An 18161-nucleotide genomic window follows, 5' to 3' on the forward strand; every position below is an offset into this window, starting at 1 on the left:
GTACCCCCATGCTAACCACCCGGTGACCCCGCGCATTCCTCCCGCTACTGTTCTGTGGATGGGGAGAACACGGATCGTCGTGGCCGTCGTCGGGGTGCTGGTCGTCGCGCTGTACGCAGCACTGCTGGCGGTGGACGCACTGGTGCTGGACCCGCTCGCCGCGGTCCCCGGAGCGAGCCTCGCCGAGATCCACGGGCGCCTCGACGCACAAGGGTTCCACGTGCAGACCGACATCGTGGTCGTGATCGCGCTGGCCTCGGTCGGTGTCGTGCTCGCCGCCGGGCTGTCGGTGCTGCTGCTCCTCACCCGGGCACCGACCCACGTCATCGCCGCAGTGCTGCTGGCCGTGGTCGTGCTGGGTGGTCCGGTGTCGTTCTGGGGTGGGTTCGCCCTCGGTATGGACGTCGCGGACGGCTTCGGCACCAACGGTGGTGACCACACGATCTGGGCCGGCGTGCTGTACGTGACGAGCCTCGTCGCGCTGATCGCGATCCCGGTGGTGCTCGTGGCGGGCGAGCGGCGCCGTGGCCGCGCCGCCCTGCGGCCGCACGCCGCCTGACCGACGCACCACGGGCCTCCAGTCCGGTCTTCCGTCCTTCCGGTCTGGAGGCGCGGGTGGCCTCCGCAAGACGCCGTCGTCTTGTCGAGACGCCTCGTCGACACCGAGACGCCGCCGGATCCGGCGGCGTCTCGACGACCAGACGGCGTCAACACGACACGACGGCGTCTTGTTCAACCCGCAGACGCCGGCTTCTCGGTGACACGACGGCGTCTGCTGGCCTCGCTACTCCGGCTCGCTCGTCTTCTCGCCGACGACCTGCTCGTCGGACGCCTTCGCGCCCTCGGCGCCGTCCGAACGGCCGCCGCCCACGACCACGTCGTCCTCGTCGAAGCCGAACGCGATGTCCGGGGCCTCGAGCCGCACGCGGTCCGCGCTCTCGTCGTCGGGCTGCAGCTGCGACTCCCGTTCGGCGGCGACGCGCTTCAGGTAGTTCGCGACCTCGTGCTCGGTCGTCTCCTGGTCCCAGCCGAGCACGTCCGCCATGAGCTTCGCGGCGACGGGCGCTGCTGACTCGCCGCGGTCCCAGGCCTCGATGGAGATGCGGGTGCGGCGGGCGAGGACGTCCTCCAAGTGCAGGGCGCCCTCGTGCGAGGCGGCGTAGACCACCTCGGCGCCGATGTAGTCGTCGGCCCCGGGCAGCGGCTCAGCGAGTGCCGGGTCCTGCTCGACGAGCTGCAGCACCTCGGTCGCGAGGGTGCCGTACCGGTTGAGCAGGTGCTCGATGCGGACCTTGTGCACGTTGAAGCTCCGTGCGGTGCGGGCGCGGCGGTTCCACGCGGCGGGGTAGCCCTCGGCGCCGAGGAGCGGGATGTCCTCGGTCGTGGACTCGGGGATCCTGCCGTCCATGGCCGCGACGGCCTCGTCGATGGCGTCCTTGCCCATCACGCGGTACGTCGTCCACTTGCCGCCGGCGACCACGACGAGCCCGGGCACGGTGTGCGCGACGACGTGCTCGCGGCTGAGCTGCGAGGTCTGGTCGGACTCCCCCGCCAGCAGCGGGCGGAGTCCGGCGTAGACGCCCTCGACGTCCTCGCGGGTGAGCGGGACGGCGAGCACCTTGTTGACGTGCTCGAGGATGTAGTCGATGTCCGCCGCGGTCGCTGCCGGGTGCGCCTTGTCGAGGTACCAGTCGGTGTCGGTCGTGCCGACGAGCCAGTGCCGGCCCCACGGGATGACGAAGAGCACGCTCTTCTCGGTGCGCAGGATCATGCCCGTGTTCGACTGGAACCGGTCACGGGGGATGACGAGGTGGACGCCCTTCGACGCCCGCACCTTGAACTGGCCACGGGTGCCGATCATCGCCTGGGTGTCGTCGGTCCAGACACCGGTGGCGTTGACGACCTGCTTCGCGCGGATCTCGAACCGTTCGCCGGTCTGGATGTCGTGGGCCTGCGCGCCGACCACGCGCTCCCCGACCTTGATGAACCCCTCGATGCGGACGCGACTCGCTGCCTCGGCACCGTACGAGGCGGCGGTGCGCACGAGGGACGCGACGTAGCGCGCGTCGTCGACCTGGGCGTCGTAGTACGTCATGCCGCCGACGAAGGCGTCCTTCTTGAGGCCGGGCATGTTCCTGAGCACCTGCTTCCGGCTGAGGTGCCGGTGGTGCGGCACGCCGGGCGGACGGCCGCCGGACCAGCTGAACACGTCGTACATCGCCATGCCGATGCCGATGTAGAAGCGCTCCCAGACCCGGTGGTTGAGCGGGTAGAGGAAGCGCACGGGCTTCACCAGGTGCGGGGCGATGCGCTGGAGCAGCAGGCCGCGCTCGATGAGGGCCTCGCGGACGAGTGCGAAGTTGAGCTGCTCGAGGTAGCGGATGCCGCCGTGCACGAGCTTCGACGAGCGGCTCGACGTCCCCGAGCCCCAGTCACGGGCCTCGACGATGCCGACGCTCAGGCCGCGGGTCACGGCGTCGAGCGCGCTGCCCGCACCGACGATCCCGCCGCCGACGACCAGGACGTCGAGCTCCTTGGTCTTCAGCGTCTCGATCGCGGCCGCACGTTCGTCCGGCCCGAGCTTCGCCGCGGGGTCGAACCCCACGCCGGGCGTGACGTCACGCGGACGTCCGGCCGTGCTGGTCTGCTTCGTCGTGCTGGACTTGGCCATCGTCGCCTCCGGGTCACGGTCGGCGCCGTGGCGTCACCCGGGTTCGTGCCCGGGTGCCACCGTCACTGGTGGTACGGCGCCACGACCACTTCTACTCGCTGGAACTCCTTGGCGTCGGAGTATCCGGTCGTCGCCATCGAGCGGCGGAGGGCACCGACCAGGTTGGCGCGGCCGTCGTGGGTCGGCGTCGGACCGTTCAGGACGTTCTCGAGCGGGGCGATCGTGCCCACCTCGACCCGGCGGCCGCGCGGCAGCTCGGGGTGGTGCGCCTCGGCACCCCAGTGGTAGCCGCCACCCGGGGCCTCGGTCGCACGGGCGAGCGCGGTGCCGAGCATGACGGCGTCGGCACCCACGGCGATGGCCTTGACGATGTCGCCCGCGGTGTCGAGCCCGCCGTCGGCGATGACGTGCACGTACCGGCCGCCCGACTCGTCGAGGTAGTCGCGACGGGCACCGGCGACGTCGGCGACCGCGGTGGCCATCGGGGCGTGGATGCCGAGCGCGGCGCGGGTGGTCGACGCTGCGCCGCCACCGAAGCCGACGAGCACACCGGCGGCACCGGTGCGCATGAGGTGCAGCGCCGACGTGTAGGTCGAGGCACCGCCCACGATCACCGGGACGTCGAGCTCGTAGATGAACTTCTTGAGGTTGAGGGGTTCCTCGGTCTGGGAGACGTGCTCGGCCGAGACCGTGGTGCCGCGGATGACGAACAGGTCGACACCGGCGTCGACGACCGTCTTCGAGAACTCCTGGGTGCGCTGCGGGCTGAGCGAACCGGCGACCGGCACCCCGGCTGCGCGGATCTCGGCCAGGCGTGCGGTGATCAGCTCGGCCTTGATCGGCTCGGAGTAGATCTCCTGCATGCGCTTCGTGACGTTGCCGTCGGTGAGCGACTTGATCTCGTCGTAGTACGGGGTCGGGTCCTCGTAGCGGGTCCACAGACCTTCGAGGTCGAGCACACCGAGGATGCCGAGCTTGCCCATCTGGATGACCGTCGCCGGCGAGGACACGGAGTCCATCGGCGCCGACAGGATCGGCGACGCGAACGTGAACGCGTCGATCGACCACTGCACGCTGACGTCGCGCGGGTCACGCGTCCGCCTGGAGGGGACCACCGCGATGTCGTCGAACGCGTACGCCCGACGTCCGCGCTTGCCTGCACCGATCTCGACTTCGCTCACTCGGACAGCCTACCGGGCGGGCTCTGCGGCGTGCACGGGCCGGACGGTGCGGGCGGAGACGTCACGGCGGAGCCGTCAGCGCGGACGCCGCGGGGCCCGTCGGCGCTTCCGGAGCGCCCGCAGCACGAAGCCGAGCAGGAGCGCGAGCACCACGAGGACGACGAGCAGCACGGCCGCGACCTTGACGAGCAACGCCGCCCCGACGAAGAGCGCGATGAACACGAGCCAGACGAGGGCGTCGAGCACGAGGGGTCCGGAGGTGCGCACCCGCGGAACAATACCGACCCGCGCGGGGCGAGCCGCGCCTCCTGGCCGGGTGCGACGGGCGACGCCGTCGTCAGCCGAAGACGCCGTCGTCAGCGCAGGACACCGCCACGCCGTCGAGACGCCGCCGAATTCCGAGGGGTCTCGACGGGACCGCGGCGTTGACGGAACACGACGGCGTCATGCGACCGCAGCCATGCAACCAGGGGCGAGTAGCGCCTCCTGGCCGGGTACAAGAGCGGGGCCGTGCGGCGCGAAGCGACCACGCACGGCCCCACCCGTCACGGATACCACCCCCACAGCGGTACCCGTAGCCGACGACAGCGCTAGCGCTGTGCGTCGACGTCCTTGGCGAGCGTCCCCAGGTAGAGCTCGATGACCTTGGGGTCGTCAGCGAGTTCCTTCCCGGTGCCCGAGTACGCGTTCTTCCCCTGGTCGAGCACGTACCCACGATCGCAGATCTGCAGACAGCGTCGCGCGTTCTGCTCCACCATGATGATCGACACACCGGCCTTGTTGATCCGGCGGGTGCGCAGGAACGTCTCGTCCTGACGAACGGGGGACAGTCCGGCGCTCGGCTCGTCGAGCAGCAGCACCTTCGGGTCCATCATCAGCGCACGGGCCATCGCGACGGACTGCCGCTCACCACCCGAGAGCGATCCGGCCCGCTGGTTCCGCCGCTGCGCGAGGACCGGGAACAGGTCGTAGATGACCTCGAGCCGCTCGGCGAACTTCCGGGGCCGCAGGTACAGCCCCATCTGCAGGTTCTCCTCGATGGACAGCGAGGGGAACACGTTGTTCGTCTGCGGCACGAAGCCGACACCGGCCTGCACGAGCTTGTTCGCCTTGAGGTTCGTGATGTCGTCCCCCTGCAGGGTCACCGATCCCTCGCGGATGGACACGAGCCCGAACAGCGCCTTCAGGAGCGTCGACTTGCCCGCACCGTTCGGCCCGATGATGCCGATGAGCTCGCCCGGGTAGCAGTCCAGGTCGCAGCCGTTCAGGATGTTCACGCCCGGCAGGTAGCCGGCGACGAGGTTCTTCGCGCTGAGCACCGGCTCGCGTTCCAGCGTGGCCGCCGGGGACGGACTGGAGGCACTGCTCGCGTTCGTGGGGTCCGTTGCGTCCGTCATCGGGTCGTCTCCTCTGCTGCGTCCTCTTCGGCGACTTCCTCCGCCAGTTCCTCGAAGGTCTCCTCGGTGAGGAGCGAGTCGTCACCCAGGTCGGTGTCGTGGTGCGCACCGAGGTAGGCGTCGATCACGGCCTGGTCGTCCATCACCGTGTCCGCCGGGCCCTCGGCGACGACCTTGCCCTCGGCCATCACGACCACCCAGTCCGAGATGTGCCGGACCATGTGCATGTCGTGCTCGACGAACAGCACGGTCATGCCGTCGTCGCGCAGGGACTGGATGTGTCCGAGGAGCGACTGGGTGAGCGCGGGGTTCACGCCGGCCATCGGCTCGTCGAGCATGATCATCGTCGGGTCGGACATCAGCGCGCGTGCCATCTCGAGCAGCTTCCGCTGCCCGCCGGACAGCGAACCGGCGTAGTCCTCCGCCTTCGTGTCGAGCTTGAACCGGGCGAGCAGGTCCTCGGCCTTGGCCGTGATCTCGCGCTCGCGCTTCGCCCACACCGGCTTGACCAGGGCGGCGAAGAAGTTCTCGCCGGGCTGGTCGCGGGCACCGAGGAGCATGTTCTGCATCACGGTGAGCCGGGACAGCGCCTTGGTCAGCTGGAAGGTGCGGACCATGCCCTTGTTCGCGATGTGCGTCGCGCTCGTCTTCTGCAGCGTCGCGCCGTTGAACTGCGTCTTCGCACCCGGGCTCGGCTTGTCGAACCCGGTGAGCAGGTTGAAGAACGTGGTCTTGCCGGCGCCGTTCGGGCCGATGAGGGCCGTGATGGAGCCGCGCTGGACCTCGAGGTGGTCGACGTCCACGGCGGTCATGCCCCCGAAGCGGCGGGTGACGTCGTCGACGGTGAGGATCGGGTCGGCCTTGGGGTGGCCGTAGGTCTCAGACACTGAACGTCAGCTCCTTCTTGTTGCCGAGCAACCCCTGTGGACGGAACACGATGAGCAGCATGAGCGCGACGCCGACGAGCACGTACGAGAACTGCTCGGCCTGCTGCGCGTTCATGATCGAGTCGGGGATGAAGTCGCCGGCCAGCGTGCGGATGAAGAGCCGGACGACGAAGAAGAGCACGGCTCCGAGCACCGGTCCGAACACCGTCGCCGCACCACCGAGGATGAGCGCCGTCCAGATGAAGAACGTCATCGAGCGGCCCATGGCGTCCGGTTGCACAGAGCTCGGCAGCACGTAGATGATGCCCGCGATCGCACCGAGCGCCCCACCGAACACGAGCGCCTGCATCTTGTACGAGTAGACGTTCTTGCCGAGCGAGCGGACGGCGTCCTCGTCCTCGCGGATGGCCTTCACCACGCGGCCCCACGGGCTGCGCATGAGCAGGAAGAGCACCAGGGTGAACAGGGCGACCATTGCCCACGCCGCGATGCGGATCCACCAGCCGTTGACGCCGTTGTTCGCGTACGTGAACCACAGGATCGTGGTGGTGCCGTCGGGCAGCGGGCTGAGGGCGGTGAACGGGTCGCGGTAGCTCGACCCGGTGATGCCGTTCGAGCCGCCCGTGGTCGAGGTGAGCAGGCTCGAGCGGCCCACCATGCGGATGATCTCGGCACCGGAGATCGTGACGATCGCCAGGTAGTCGCCGCGCAACCGCAGGGTCGGGATGCCGAGGATGATCGCGAACACGATCGAGACGAGCAGGGCGATGAGCACCGCCATCACGAACGGCAGTCCGTTGGTGATCGAGATCGCGAACCCGTAGGCGCCGAGCAGCAGGAATGCCGCCTGGCCCATGTTCACGAGGCCGGTGAGCCCGAAGTGCACGTTCAGGCCGATCGCGGCCAGCGCGAACGCCGCCGTGGTCGGGGCGAGTGCCTCCTGGGTGAGCGAGGACAGCAGGTTGAGGATGTAGTCCATGCGCGTGCTCCCTTAGCCGATCCGCTCGGCGCGGCCGAAGATGCCCTGCGGCCGGAACAGCAGGATGAGGATGAGGATGACGAGGGCGGTGGCGTACTTGAAGTCACCGGGGAGCACCAGGTTCGTGAGCTCCACGACGACGCCGATGATCATCGAGCCGACCAGGGCGCCGTACGCGGTGCCGAGGCCGCCGAGCGTGACCGAGGCGAACATGAGCAGGAGCAGCTGGAGCCCGGTCTGCCAGTTCACGCCGTTCAGGACGAGTCCGAGCATCACGCCGGAGAGCCCCGCGAGGCCGGCGGCGAGCGTCCACACGAAGCGGATCACCCGGTCGACGTCGATGCCGGAGGCCGCGGCGAGCGCCGGGTTGTCCGACACGGCGCGGGTCGCCCGGCCGAAGCGCGTCTTCGCCAGGAAGAGCCCGGTCGCGACGAGGACCACGAGCGCGATGCCCATGGCGACGTACGACTGCACCGTCAGGGTGACTCCGGCGAACCGCACGGTCTCCGGGTTGCCCTGCTGGATGCGGACCGTCGAGGCTCCGAAGAAGTACTGGAACGCGTACTGGGCGGCGATCGACAGACCGATCGTCACGATCATGAGCTGCGTCAGGCTGATGCGCCGGCGCCGGAGCGGCCGCCAGATCGCGGCGTCCTGCAGGTACCCGGTCGCGGCGCACAACAGCGTGACGACGATGCCGGTGACCCAGATGTTCCAGCCGAGCTGGTTGGCGAACACGTACGCCAGCAGACCGCCGAGGGTGACCTGCTCACCGTGCGAGAAGCTCGACAGCCCGGTCGTGCCGTAGATGAGCGAGAGCCCGATCGACGCCAGGGCGATGAGCAGCCCGAGCCGGAGCCCGGAGGCGAACTGCTGCCAGGCCCGCTGGATGCTCACGCCCGACGAGTCCGTCGAGGTCGTGGCGCCCTTCTGGTCGGACAGCTGGAAGATCTGCCCGACGTTGGCGTTCAGGGTGGCCTGCACCTTGCGCTCGGCGTCGGCGGCGTTCGTCAGGTACTGGCCCTTCGGCAGGGTGCCCTGGTCGACGCTCACGGTGTACTCGCCGGCCGTGTCGACGCTGACGGACCAGCGGCCGTCGTCGTTCGTCGTGGCCGTCTGGTCGAAGCCGCTCGGGCCGGTCACGTCGACGTCGACGCCCTCGGCCGGTTCACGCTCGGAGTCGGTGATCGTGCCCTGGATGCACCCGTTGTCGGGGCTGACGGTGCACGCCTGGCTGGTGGCCGGTGCCGAGGTGGCACTGAAGGCCGGCAGGGTGACCGCCCAGTCGATCAGGAAGGTCGCCAGGAACGCGGCGACGAGCACGGCCGCGAGGACCGGTCGTCGTCGTGCGTGGCGGAGGCGGAACAGGCGCGGCTGCGCCCGTCCCGGAGGAGTGATGGATCCCACGGAAGAGCCTCTCGTTCGGATGACGAGGAACCTATGGGGATTTTGTGACACCCGTGTTTCCAACACGTTCCCTGTGTGATTCGTACCCGAACTGTGACGTTGTGGAGGAACGCTGCGAGGCGGGCGCGATCCGTGCCTCCAGGCGGAATGCGGCGACAGCCGCTCGCGTTACCATGTCCTATCCGGAACCCGTCGTCGTGTTCCCGGTGTCTCGACACTTCACTCGCCCACGAAGGGGACCCATGGACCAGCCGGATCCGTTCGGATTCATCGGACTCACGTACGACGACGTCATGCTGCTGCCCGGCCACACCGACGTCATCCCGAGCGAGGCGTCCACGGCGTCCCGGCTCACCAAGCGGATCTCCGTCAACGTCCCGCTGCTCTCCGCCGCGATGGACACCGTCACCGAAGCCCGCATGGCCATCGCCATGGCGCGCCAGGGCGGCATCGGGATCCTGCACCGCAACCTGTCCATTGAGGACCAGGCTGCCTACGTCGACAAGGTCAAGCGCTCCGAGTCGGGCATGATCACCAACCCGGTGACCACCACCCCGGACGCCACCGTGGCCGAGGTCGACGCGCTCTGCGGCCAGTTCCGTGTCTCCGGCCTGCCGGTCGTCGAGCAGGACGGCACCCTCGTCGGCATCATCACGAACCGCGACATGCGCTTCGTGGCCACGTTCGAGCAGGCCACCACGTACGTGCGCGACGTGATGACGAAGGCCCCGCTGATCACCGCGATGGAGGGCATCGACCCCGAAGAGGCGATCGCGATCTTCGCGCAGCACAAGATCGAGAAGCTGCCGCTGGTCGACGCCGACGGCAAGCTCCGCGGCCTCATCACCGTCAAGGACTTCGACAAGAGCGAGCAGTACCCGGACGCCACGAAGGACGACGAGGGCCGGCTTCGCGTCGGTGCCGCGATCGGCTTCTTCGGGGACGCCTGGCAGCGCGCCGAGGCCCTGCGCGACGCCGGCGTCGACGTGCTCGTCGTCGACACCGCCAACGGCGAGAGCGAGGGCGTGCTCGACATGGTCCGTCGGCTCAAGGCCGACCCGACGTTCGACGCGATCGACGTCATCGGCGGCAACGTCGCCACCCGCGCGGGCGCCCAGGCGCTCATCGACGCCGGCGTGGACGCCGTCAAGGTCGGCGTCGGTCCGGGCTCCATCTGCACCACGCGCGTCGTCGCCGGTGTGGGTGTGCCCCAGGTGACCGCCGTGTACGAGGCCTCCCTCGCCGCACGCGAGGCCGGTGTGCCGATCATCGCCGACGGTGGCCTGCAGTACTCGGGCGACATCGCGAAGGCCCTGGTGGCCGGTGCCGACACCGTCATGCTCGGCTCGCTGCTGGCCGGCACCGACGAGTCCCCCGGTGACCTGGTGTTCGTGGGTGGCAAGCAGTTCAAGGCCTACCGCGGCATGGGGTCCCTCGGGGCCCTGCAGACCCGCGGCAAGAAGACCTCGTACTCGAAGGACCGCTACTTCCAGGCGGACGTGCCGAACGACGACAAGCTCATCCCCGAGGGCATCGAGGGCCAGGTGCCCTACCGCGGTTCGGTCGGCAACGTCGTCTACCAGCTCACCGGTGGGCTGCGGCAGTCGATGTTCTACGTCGGCGGTCGCACGATCCCCGAGCTGAAGGCCCGTGGCAAGTTCGTCCGCATCACGGCGGCGGGGCTCAAGGAGTCCCACCCGCACGACGTCCAGATGGTCGTCGAGGCGCCGAACTACCGCAGCTAGCGTTCCGGTCCGGGCCGGTTCTGGTCCGCAAGACGCCGTCGTGTCGTTGAGACGCCGCCGAATTCGGCGGCGTCTCAACGCTTTCCGGGCGCGGTGCGGAAACGACGGCGTCTTGCGACTCCTCCACAGCCGGCAACGGCCTGGAGGCTCTCCACCGGTCCGGCTCGCGAGTCACCTCGCACCGTGGTCGCGTTGCAGGCTGCGGGCATGCACACGCTCGCCCACACCGTCCTGGTCCGTGTCCCGTCGGCCCTGCACGAACCGGTGCGTCTGTTCCACGGCGCCGCCGTCGAACGTCCGGAGTGGGAGGCGCTCTCACTCCTGGAACGCCGGCGCCTGTTCGTCCGCGCACGGTACGGGGCCTTGGCGTCCGAGTGCGTCGTCTCGGGGACCTCGGCCGCGGCGCTCTGGGGGTTGCCCGACTTCGACGCTGCCGACTGGCGGTTGCACGTGATCGACATCCGGCTCGACAAGACGCACACCGGTCGGGGCGTCGTCCGTCACACGGGGCGGATCCGGAACAGTGAGCGCGTCGTGATCGACGGGATCCCGACGACGTCCCTCGAGCGGACGGTCCTCGACATCGCGCGTCGGCAATCGTTCACCCACGCCGTCGTCGTCCTCGACCACGTGCCCCGGTGCGGCATGCTCCGCCGCGAAGGACTCATCGGCGCGCTCGAAGCGCTCGGACGCGTGCGTGGACGCCGACAGGCCGCCGCGGCGATCGCCTTCGCCGATGCGCGGGCCGGATCCCCCGGGAGTCGATCAGCCGCGTCACCGCGCATCTCCTCGGGATTCCTGCTCCGGAGTTGCAGCACGAGTTCGAGACGCCGCGCGGCAGGTGCAGAACGGACTTCTGGTGGCCCGACGCCGGCGTGATCGGGGAGTTCGACGGTCGCCTGAAGTACGAGGACCCCCGAGCCCTCTGGGACGAGAAGAACCGTGAGGACGCGCTCCGTCGGCTGCCAGAGGTACGCGGGTTCGCGCGGTGGACGATGCGGGAGGCCGCGGATGCACGAGCGCTGGCTGCGGTGCTGTCGGCTGCCGGGCTCCCGGTGCTCCGTGCAGCGCCGATCAGCGCACGTCGCCAGCCGAGCTCGTGAGCAGCGGCTGGCGAAGAGCACAAGACGCCGTCGTGTGCGTTGGACGCCGCCGAGTCCCCGAAACGCCGCCGAATACAGCGGCGTCTCGCAAGCACCGCGGCGTCGAAGGAACACGACGGCGTCTTTCCCCCCCACCCCCGCTGCTGCATTCCCCGGCGGTAGTGTCGCCGCATGGTCAGCGCCGTCTCACACACCACGATCGACTCCCGCGACGCCTACGCCCAGTCCGAGTGGTGGAAGCAGGTGCTCGGGTACGTCGATCTGCCCGACGACCCGAACGCGCCCGGGCACGAGGAGTGCGAGATCACGGCACCCGACCGGTCGCGCACCGTGCTCTTCATCCAGGTGCCCGAGGTGAAGACCGTGAAGAACCGGATCCACTTCGACCTGCGCCCCACCGACCGCACCCGCGACGAAGAGGTCGAGCGGCTCCGCGGCATCGGTGCCGTGGAGCTCGCCGACCTGCGCCACCCGGACGGCGGATGGGTGGTCTTCGCCGACCCGGAGGGCAACGAGTTCTGCGTCCTGCGGTCCCAGGCCGAACTCGACGAAGAAGCCGTCCAGCAGAGCTGACGAGCAGGCCGGCTGCCGGAGCTGACCAGCGCGCCGACCGGCAGAGCTGACCGGCCCGGCGTCCGGCCTGCAGGCCGGACCGCCGGCCGAGCTCCTACGCCGAACGCCAGTCGTTCGACGTGATGTGCGAGCCGCCGTGCGGGCCCATCTGCAGCATCCCGCCGTCCACCGGCAGGGAGACCCCGGTGATGTAGGACGACGCCCGCGAGGCCAGGAACGCCACGGCTGCCGCGATCTCCCACGCGTTGCCCGGGCGGCCGAGCGGCACACCGGGGCGGTCGATGGTGTGCGGGTCCTCGTCCTCGGCGCCGGTCATCCGGGTGGCGATCTCGCCGGGGGCGACGGCGTTCACGGTGATGCCGTGCTCGGCGAGCTCGATCGCCATGGTCTTCAGCAGGCCGCCGAGCCCGTGCTTCGCGGCGTCGTACGCGCTGGACCCGTAGCGGGGCTGGTGCTCGTGCACGCTCGTGATGCCGATGATCCGGCCGCCGGTGCCGGCCTGCACCATGTGCTTCGCGGCGGCCTGCATCGTGACGAAGGCGCCGTCGAGGTCGGTCGACACCGTGTGGCGCCACTGGTCGAGGGTCATCTCGAGGAACGGGGCGTTGTCGCCGGTGCCGGCGTCGGCAACGAAGACGTCGACGCCGCCCAGCTGCGAGACGAGGCGGTCGACGACGGCGGCCGCGCCGGCGAGGTCGGAGACGTCGATCTGCTCGACGAAGGCCCGACGGCCGGTCTTCCGGACCTCCTCCGCGGTCTCCTCGGCACGGTCGGGTTCGGACAGGTAGGTGATGCCGACGTCCATGCCGGCTTCGGCGAGCGCGACGGCGGTCGCGCGGCCGATCCCGGATTCGGAACCGGTGACGATGGCTGTGGTGGGCTGGAAGTCGCTCATGCGGCGGAACGTACGCCGGGCCTCCCGGGCGCCCTGCCGGACCATCCGCCTGGCGCAGGTCGGGTCGTCACGCCGACACCGTCGTTCCTGCACCGATCCCTGTCCCTGCGCACAGGAACGTCACGGCTCGGTAACGAAACACCTTTGCGTACCGCCCCGTCACACGGGCGAAACACATGGACCCTACGTTTCTCGACATCCAGTGGAGGCGTCGCATTCACCCGAAGCGGCAGAGCCTCCGCGCAGAGAAAGGGCTCCACGGATGATCAGAACCACCCGTGCCACCGCGGCACTGGCGTTGGCGGGCGCAGCAGCCGTCCTCCTCGCCGCGTGTTCCACCACCGGCAGTGCTTCCCCCTCGAGCTCGGCGTCGAGCGATGCGAAGAAGGATCCCGCCGCCAGCTGCAAGGCCCCGGACACCCCCGGTACGGACGCGCTGAAGATCGGCACGATCCTGCCCCTGACCGGTTCGCTGGCCTACCTCAACCCGCCGGCCGAGTCCGGTGTCGGCCTGGCCGTCAAGGACATCAACGCCGCGGGCGGCGTCCTCGACAAGGACGTCACGATCGACCCGGCGACCGACTCCGGTGACAGCAACGACATGACCGTGTCGAGCTCCGCCGCGACGAAGCTCGTCAACGCGAAGGTCCCGGTCGCGATCGGCGCCGAGTCCTCGTCGGTCACGCTGAACGTCATCGACCAGCTGACCAGCAACTGCATCGTGGAGATCTCGCCCGCGAACACCGCGTCCGACCTCTCCGGCTACTCGTCGTACTACTACCGGACCGCACCGCCGGACTCGGTGCAGGGTTCCGCGCTCGGCCAGCTCGTGACCGGTGACGGCAACGCGAAGGTCGCCTTCCTGGTCTTCAACGACACCTACGGCACCGGTCTCCGCAACTCGGTGCAGTCGGCCGTCGAGGCCTCCGGTGGCCAGGTCGTCTACGGCGGCAAGGGCGAGGGCCAGGAGTTCCCGCCCGGACAGACCACGTTCTCGTCCGAGGTGACCGCTGCCCTGGCCGCGAAGCCCGACGCGATCGTCGTGCTGGCCTTCGACGAGACGAAGTCGATCATCCCGGAGCTCGTCTCGCAGGGGAACACGGCGAAGATCTACATGTCGGACGGCAACACGGCTGACTACTCGAAGGACTTCGACAAGGGCACCCTCAGCGGCGCCCAGGGCACCATCCCCGGCGCCTCGCCGAAGGACGACTTCAAGAAGCAGCTGTCCGCCTTCTACAAGGACTCGTCGGGCAAGACGCTCGCCGACTACTCGTACGCGGCGGAGTCCTACGACGCCACGGTCCTCGCCGCCCTCGCCGCGGTGAAGGGCAAGGGCACCGACTCCGGCACGATCCAGGCCAACATGGCTGCCGTGTCGGGTGCTGACGGCGGCACCGAGTGCGCCACGTTCAAGGAGTGCAAGACGCTCCTGGACGACGGCAAGGACATCCACTACACCGGCCCGTCCGGCATCGGTCCGTTCGACGACAACAACGACCCGTCGAGCGCCTACATCGGCATCTACAAGTTCGACGGCGACAACAAGCCCGTCTACCAGAGCGCCATCCAGGGTGCGGTGAAGAAGTAGGGCACAGCCCAGCACCGCTCGCGAAAGCGACAGTCCCCCGCGGAACTTCCGCGGGGGACTGTCGCTTTCGCGGTGGTGTCCGGGACGACGGGCGGCCTGGAGGCCCGCGGTGCGTCCGTCAGACCGGCTCGACCGGGACGAGTGCGAGCGTCCGGCGTCGGGACGCACGCGCCGCGGCGAACGAATCCGCCGTCAGCACCACGAGCGCGAGCCACACGATGCCGAAGCCGAACCAGCGGCCCGCCGACATCTCCTCGTGCTGCACCAGGACCCCGACGAGCAGCTGCATCACGGGCGCCAGGTACTGGGTCAGACCGAGCGTCGACAGACTCACCCGACGGGCCGACGACGCGAAGAGCAGCAGCGGCACCGCGGTCGCCGGGCCGGTCAGCACGGTGATGACCACGTGTCCCCAGCCCTCGCTCGTGAAGGTCACCCCGCCTCCGAGCCCGGTCACTCCGAGCACCACCAGCGCCACGACCGCGATCGGCAGCAGCCACACGGTCTCGAGCGTCAGGCCGCTCAGTGCGTCCACGGTGCCGCCGACCCGCTTCTTCACCAGGCCGTACAGTCCGAACGAGAACGCCAGGGCCAGCGAGATCCACGGCATCTGCCCGTAGCCGATCGCGATGACGACGACCGCCACGACGCTCAGCCCGACGGCCGCCCACTGCGCCGGACGCAGGCGTTCGCGCAGGACCACGACGCCGAGCGCGATGGTGACGAGCGGGTTGATGAAGTAGCCGAGCGCGGCCTCGACGGTGTGGCCGGTGGTCGTCGCGAGGACGTAGACGGTCCAGTTGACCAGGATCAGGACGGCGGCGAGCCCCATCACGAGCATCACGCGGCGTTGGGCCATGAGCGTGCGAGTCCGGAGCCACGAGCGGGTGACGGCGATCGCGACCACGCAGAACAGCAGGCCGAAGACGATCCGCCACGACACGATCTCGAACGCCGCCGCAGGGGCCATGGCCGCGAACAGCAGGGGCATCAGACCCCAGAGCCCGTACGCCACGATGGCCTGCACCACGCCGACGGACGCCTCGCTGCGGACGGGTCGCGCGGGACTCGGTTCACTCACGGAACCATCCTAGGAACGACCGCCGACCCGTGGGACGCGCACCGGGCCTCCAGGCGGAGTGAGCGGACTGATCAGGACCGGCGCACCCGGGTGGCCGGCCCCGGACGCACGAACGCCCCGTCGGCCCGAAGGCCGGACGGGGCGTCCGTGGTGAGTACTCGACTCAGTGAACGATGACCGCGAGGACATCGCGGGCCGACAGGACCAGCAGGTCCTCGCCCGAGTACTTGACCTCGGTTCCGCCGTACTTGGAGTAGATGACCTTGTCACCCACGGCGACGTCGAGCGGGACGCGGTTGCCGTTGTCGTCGATGCGACCCGGACCCACGGCGACGACCTCGCCCTCCTGGGGCTTCTCCTTCGCGGTGTCGGGGATGACCAGACCGGAAGCGGTGGTCTGCTCCGCCTCGACCTGGCGGATGACGATGCGATCCTCGAGCGGCTTGATGCTGACGGCCACGGTGACCTCTTCTTTCTCGGTACGGACTCGGTACAGATGAAAACCGGGTTGGCACTTCGCACAGGAGAGTGCCAACGCCAACTCTAGGGGGCCTCTGGCACTCGGTCAATCCGAGTGCCAGCACATCCGGAGAACACGCAGCACCTGCGAGGATCGACGCATGGACGCCGCCGAACTCACCGCACTGCTGACCCCCGACGGGATGGCCCTGCTCGACCGTACTCCGGGCGTCTCCGACGGCGGCGAGATCGTCCGTGTGGTGTCCCGGCTGCGCGCCGAGGGCCACGATCCCCGGTTGGTCGCCGCGGTGCTGACCCAGGCGAAGCTGCGGCTGAAGGCCCGCGGCAAGTTCGGCGGCTTCGCCTCCCGCATGCTCTTCACCGAGGCCGGCCTCGAGCAGGCCACCCGGCTGCAGGTCGCGGCCCAGCACGCCGGACGCTTCGCTGCGGCCGGGCTGAACCGTGTCGCCGACCTCGGCTGCGGCATCGGCGGGGACGCCATGGCGATGGCGGCGCTCGACCTCGACGTCACCGCCGTCGATCGCGACGAGGTGACCGCGGCCGTCGCGACCCACAACCTGGCGGTCTGGCCGAACGCGCGGGTGGAACTCGGTGATGCCGCGTCCTTCGACCTGTCCTCGGTGGACGGCGTGTGGATGGACCCCGCACGACGCACCTCCGGCCACTCGGACACCCGCCGGCTCGCCGACCCGGACGACTGGTCCCCCTCGCTCGACACCGTGTTCGCCGCGGCGACGACGACGCCGACCGGTGTGAAGCTCGGACCGGGCATCGACCGCGACCTGATCCCGGACACGGCCGAGGCGCAGTGGACCTCCGTCGACCGCGAGGTCGTCGAGCTCGCCCTGTGGTTCGGCCCCCTCGCCCGACCCGGGATCCGCCGCGCCGCCACCGTCATCGGCGCGCACGGCATCGCCGAGATGACCGGAGCGGCCGACGCCGACGACGCCGAGGTCGGACCGCTCGGTGCCTACCTGTACGAGCCCGACGGCGCCGTGATCCGCGCACGGCTGATCGGCGACCTGGCACGAGGCATCGACGGGCACATGCTGTCCGAGGGCATCGCCTACGTCACGTCCGACCGCGCCGTCACGACCCCCTTCGCGCAGGGTTTCCGGGTGCTCGACACGATGCCGCTCGACGTCAAGCGACTGGCCGCACGGCTCGCCGCCGACGGCATCGGCACCGTCGAGATCAAGAAGCGCGGCGTCGACGTCGACCCGGCGCAGTTCCGCAAGCGGCTGCGGTTGCGCGGATCGGGTCGCGTCACGCTCGTGCTCACCCGCCTGGAGGGACGCCACACGGCGATCCTGTGCGAGCGGCTTACCGACACGGTCGGCTGACGGCCGGGGGCCGCGTGCGGTGCTGCGAGCGCGCCAGCGGCAGCGTCAGCGTCAGCGTCAGTTGACGAAGGCGCCGGAGTTCGAGCTGTAGTCGGAGTAGTCCGAGTAGTCCGACGCGTTCGCGATCGAGATCCACACCAGGGCGACGATCAGGATGAACAGGCCCGTCAGGATCCAGCCACCGATGATGCCCGCGAGCGCCAGGCCGCGGCCACCCTCGCCGGTCTGCTTGATCTTGCCGAGGGCGATGTGGCCCATGATCGCGCCGGCCGGGCTCGTCAGGATGATGATCGGCCAGATGATGATGCCGCCGAACGCGAAGACGATCGACAGGATCGACAGGACGTTCGTCTTCGGGCGCTGCGCGTAGGGCTGGTACGTGTACGGGTTCGACGCGTAGGGCTGCTGCTGCGGCTGCGCGTACGGGTTCTGCTGCTGGCCGTACGGGTTCTGCGGGGCGCCGTACGCGTTCTGCTGCTGCTGCTGCGGAGCCGCGTACGGGTTCTGCTGCTGCGGCTGCCCGTACGGGTTCGACGAGGCCTGCGGTGCCGCGTAGGGGTTCTGCTGCTGCCCGTACGGGTTCGACTGCTGCTGCTGCCCGTACGGGTTCTGCGGCTGCTGCGGAGCGCCGTACGGGTTCTGCTGCTGTGGGGCCGCGTACGGGTCCTGCTGCTGGCCGTACGGGTTCTGGGGCGCTTCCGGGGCCGACGGCGCCTGCGGTGCGTCAGGAGCCTGCGGGGCGTCCGGGGCGGGCGTGCCGTCGGGCTGTCCGTTCGCCGGGCCGTTCGGCGTCTCGCCCGGCTTCGGCCACTCGTTCTGATCGGACAC

General features: G+C 69.7%; 18 protein-coding genes. 7 read left to right on the top strand and 11 right to left on the bottom strand.

What is annotated here, in order from left to right; translation table 11 throughout:
* Positions 1 to 58 precede the first annotated feature (58 nt).
* Positions 59 to 559, top strand: coding sequence for a hypothetical protein (locus DEJ29_RS16580; RefSeq protein WP_146248321.1), 501 nt, complete (start codon positions 59 to 61; stop codon positions 557 to 559).
* A gap of 225 nt (positions 560 to 784) precedes the next feature.
* On the opposite strand, the gene DEJ29_RS16585 is transcribed toward DEJ29_RS16580, so the two are convergent.
* The 7 genes from DEJ29_RS16585 to DEJ29_RS16615 all read right to left on the bottom strand — a co-directional run bounded on the left by DEJ29_RS16585 (position 785) and on the right by DEJ29_RS16615 (position 8438).
* Positions 785 to 2671 carry a glycerol-3-phosphate dehydrogenase/oxidase gene (locus DEJ29_RS16585; RefSeq protein ID WP_071404640.1) on the bottom strand — a complete coding sequence of 629 codons (1887 nt, stop codon included), beginning with the start codon at positions 2669 to 2671 and terminating at the stop codon, positions 785 to 787.
* Between the two features lie 62 nt (positions 2672 to 2733).
* Entirely contained in the window at positions 2734 to 3852 is a 1119-nt protein-coding gene (locus DEJ29_RS16590) for a GuaB3 family IMP dehydrogenase-related protein (RefSeq protein ID WP_027466694.1), read from the bottom strand.
* A gap of 75 nt (positions 3853 to 3927) precedes the next feature.
* Positions 3928 to 4119, bottom strand: coding sequence for a hypothetical protein (locus DEJ29_RS16595; RefSeq protein ID WP_027466695.1), 192 nt, complete (start codon positions 4117 to 4119; stop codon positions 3928 to 3930).
* 323 nt (positions 4120 to 4442) lie between these two features.
* Entirely contained in the window at positions 4443 to 5249 is an 807-nt protein-coding gene (locus tag DEJ29_RS16600; protein WP_027466696.1) for an ABC transporter ATP-binding protein, read from the bottom strand.
* Complete coding sequence (locus DEJ29_RS16605) at positions 5246 to 6136, bottom strand: ABC transporter ATP-binding protein (protein ID WP_111094835.1); 891 nt, start codon at positions 6134 to 6136, stop codon at positions 5246 to 5248. Before DEJ29_RS16605 ends, DEJ29_RS16600 begins: the two co-directional genes overlap by 4 nt.
* Positions 6129 to 7115 carry a branched-chain amino acid ABC transporter permease gene (locus tag DEJ29_RS16610; RefSeq protein WP_110863192.1) on the bottom strand — a complete coding sequence of 329 codons (987 nt, stop codon included), beginning with the start codon at positions 7113 to 7115 and terminating at the stop codon, positions 6129 to 6131. Before DEJ29_RS16610 ends, DEJ29_RS16605 begins: the two co-directional genes overlap by 8 nt.
* A gap of 12 nt (positions 7116 to 7127) precedes the next feature.
* Entirely contained in the window at positions 7128 to 8438 is a 1311-nt protein-coding gene (locus DEJ29_RS16615) for a branched-chain amino acid ABC transporter permease (protein ID WP_111038505.1), read from the bottom strand.
* Between the two features lie 326 nt (positions 8439 to 8764).
* On the opposite strand from DEJ29_RS16615, the gene guaB reads away from it, so the two are divergent.
* The 4 genes from guaB to DEJ29_RS16635 all read left to right on the top strand — a co-directional run bounded on the left by guaB (position 8765) and on the right by DEJ29_RS16635 (position 11943).
* Complete coding sequence (gene guaB / locus DEJ29_RS16620) at positions 8765 to 10267, top strand: IMP dehydrogenase (protein ID WP_071404638.1); 1503 nt, start codon at positions 8765 to 8767, stop codon at positions 10265 to 10267.
* 207 nt (positions 10268 to 10474) lie between these two features.
* Complete coding sequence (locus DEJ29_RS16625) at positions 10475 to 11146, top strand: hypothetical protein (protein WP_146248320.1); 672 nt, start codon at positions 10475 to 10477, stop codon at positions 11144 to 11146.
* The gene (locus DEJ29_RS16630) at positions 11143 to 11370 is read left to right on the top strand and encodes a hypothetical protein (RefSeq protein ID WP_111094833.1); all 228 of its coding nucleotides are present in this window, start codon (positions 11143 to 11145) and stop codon (positions 11368 to 11370) included. Before DEJ29_RS16625 ends, DEJ29_RS16630 begins: the two co-directional genes overlap by 4 nt.
* Positions 11371 to 11541: 171 nt before the next feature.
* Positions 11542 to 11943: a VOC family protein gene (locus tag DEJ29_RS16635; RefSeq protein WP_111094832.1), complete on the top strand. Its 402-nt coding sequence runs from the start codon at positions 11542 to 11544 to the stop codon at positions 11941 to 11943.
* A gap of 94 nt (positions 11944 to 12037) precedes the next feature.
* On the opposite strand, the gene DEJ29_RS16640 is transcribed toward DEJ29_RS16635, so the two are convergent.
* Positions 12038 to 12838 (bottom strand): SDR family oxidoreductase, encoded by an 801-nt coding sequence (locus tag DEJ29_RS16640; protein WP_071404637.1) that lies wholly within the window; start codon positions 12836 to 12838, stop codon positions 12038 to 12040.
* Positions 12839 to 13100: 262 nt separating this feature from the next.
* Between DEJ29_RS16640 and DEJ29_RS16645 the strand changes: the two genes are divergently transcribed.
* The gene (locus DEJ29_RS16645; protein ID WP_111094831.1) at positions 13101 to 14429 is read left to right on the top strand and encodes an ABC transporter substrate-binding protein; all 1329 of its coding nucleotides are present in this window, start codon (positions 13101 to 13103) and stop codon (positions 14427 to 14429) included.
* 118 nt (positions 14430 to 14547) lie between these two features.
* Here the strand turns inward: DEJ29_RS16645 and rarD are convergent, their stop codons facing one another.
* Positions 14548 to 15510, bottom strand: coding sequence for an EamA family transporter RarD (gene rarD / locus DEJ29_RS16650; protein WP_181438174.1), 963 nt, complete (start codon positions 15508 to 15510; stop codon positions 14548 to 14550).
* A 163-nt stretch (positions 15511 to 15673) separates the two neighbouring features.
* Positions 15674 to 15970, bottom strand: a complete 297-nt coding sequence (gene groES / locus DEJ29_RS16655; protein WP_017885484.1) for a co-chaperone GroES — start codon at positions 15968 to 15970, stop codon at positions 15674 to 15676.
* A 160-nt stretch (positions 15971 to 16130) separates the two neighbouring features.
* Here groES and DEJ29_RS16660 point away from each other — a divergent pair, with 160 nt between their 5' ends.
* The gene (locus tag DEJ29_RS16660; protein WP_111094830.1) at positions 16131 to 17333 is read left to right on the top strand and encodes a class I SAM-dependent methyltransferase; all 1203 of its coding nucleotides are present in this window, start codon (positions 16131 to 16133) and stop codon (positions 17331 to 17333) included.
* A 57-nt stretch (positions 17334 to 17390) separates the two neighbouring features.
* Here the strand turns inward: DEJ29_RS16660 and DEJ29_RS16665 are convergent, their stop codons facing one another.
* Positions 17391 to 18161: a DUF4190 domain-containing protein gene (locus DEJ29_RS16665; protein ID WP_111094829.1), complete on the bottom strand. Its 771-nt coding sequence runs from the start codon at positions 18159 to 18161 to the stop codon at positions 17391 to 17393.

The organism is Curtobacterium sp. MCPF17_021, from assembly GCF_003234605.2.
Lineage (GTDB): Bacteria > Actinomycetota > Actinomycetes > Actinomycetales > Microbacteriaceae > Curtobacterium > Curtobacterium flaccumfaciens.

What these genes read in the sequence shown, in the direction of transcription:
- DEJ29_RS16580 (WP_146248321.1), top strand. Translation starts at nt 59, where the DNA reads ATGGGGAGAACACGGATCGTCGTGGCCGTCGTCGGGGTGCTGGTCGTC.
- DEJ29_RS16585 (WP_071404640.1), bottom strand. Translation starts at nt 2,671, where the DNA reads ATGGCCAAGTCCAGCACGACGAAGCAGACCAGCACGGCCGGACGTCCG.
- DEJ29_RS16600 (WP_027466696.1), bottom strand. Translation starts at nt 5,249, where the DNA reads ATGACGGACGCAACGGACCCCACGAACGCGAGCAGTGCCTCCAGTCCG.
- DEJ29_RS16610 (WP_110863192.1), bottom strand. Translation starts at nt 7,115, where the DNA reads ATGGACTACATCCTCAACCTGCTGTCCTCGCTCACCCAGGAGGCACTC.
- guaB (WP_071404638.1), top strand. Translation starts at nt 8,765, where the DNA reads ATGGACCAGCCGGATCCGTTCGGATTCATCGGACTCACGTACGACGAC.
- DEJ29_RS16625 (WP_146248320.1), top strand. Translation starts at nt 10,475, where the DNA reads ATGCACACGCTCGCCCACACCGTCCTGGTCCGTGTCCCGTCGGCCCTG.
- DEJ29_RS16635 (WP_111094832.1), top strand. Translation starts at nt 11,542, where the DNA reads ATGGTCAGCGCCGTCTCACACACCACGATCGACTCCCGCGACGCCTAC.
- DEJ29_RS16640 (WP_071404637.1), bottom strand. Translation starts at nt 12,838, where the DNA reads ATGAGCGACTTCCAGCCCACCACAGCCATCGTCACCGGTTCCGAATCC.
- DEJ29_RS16645 (WP_111094831.1), top strand. Translation starts at nt 13,101, where the DNA reads ATGATCAGAACCACCCGTGCCACCGCGGCACTGGCGTTGGCGGGCGCA.
- DEJ29_RS16660 (WP_111094830.1), top strand. Translation starts at nt 16,131, where the DNA reads ATGGACGCCGCCGAACTCACCGCACTGCTGACCCCCGACGGGATGGCC.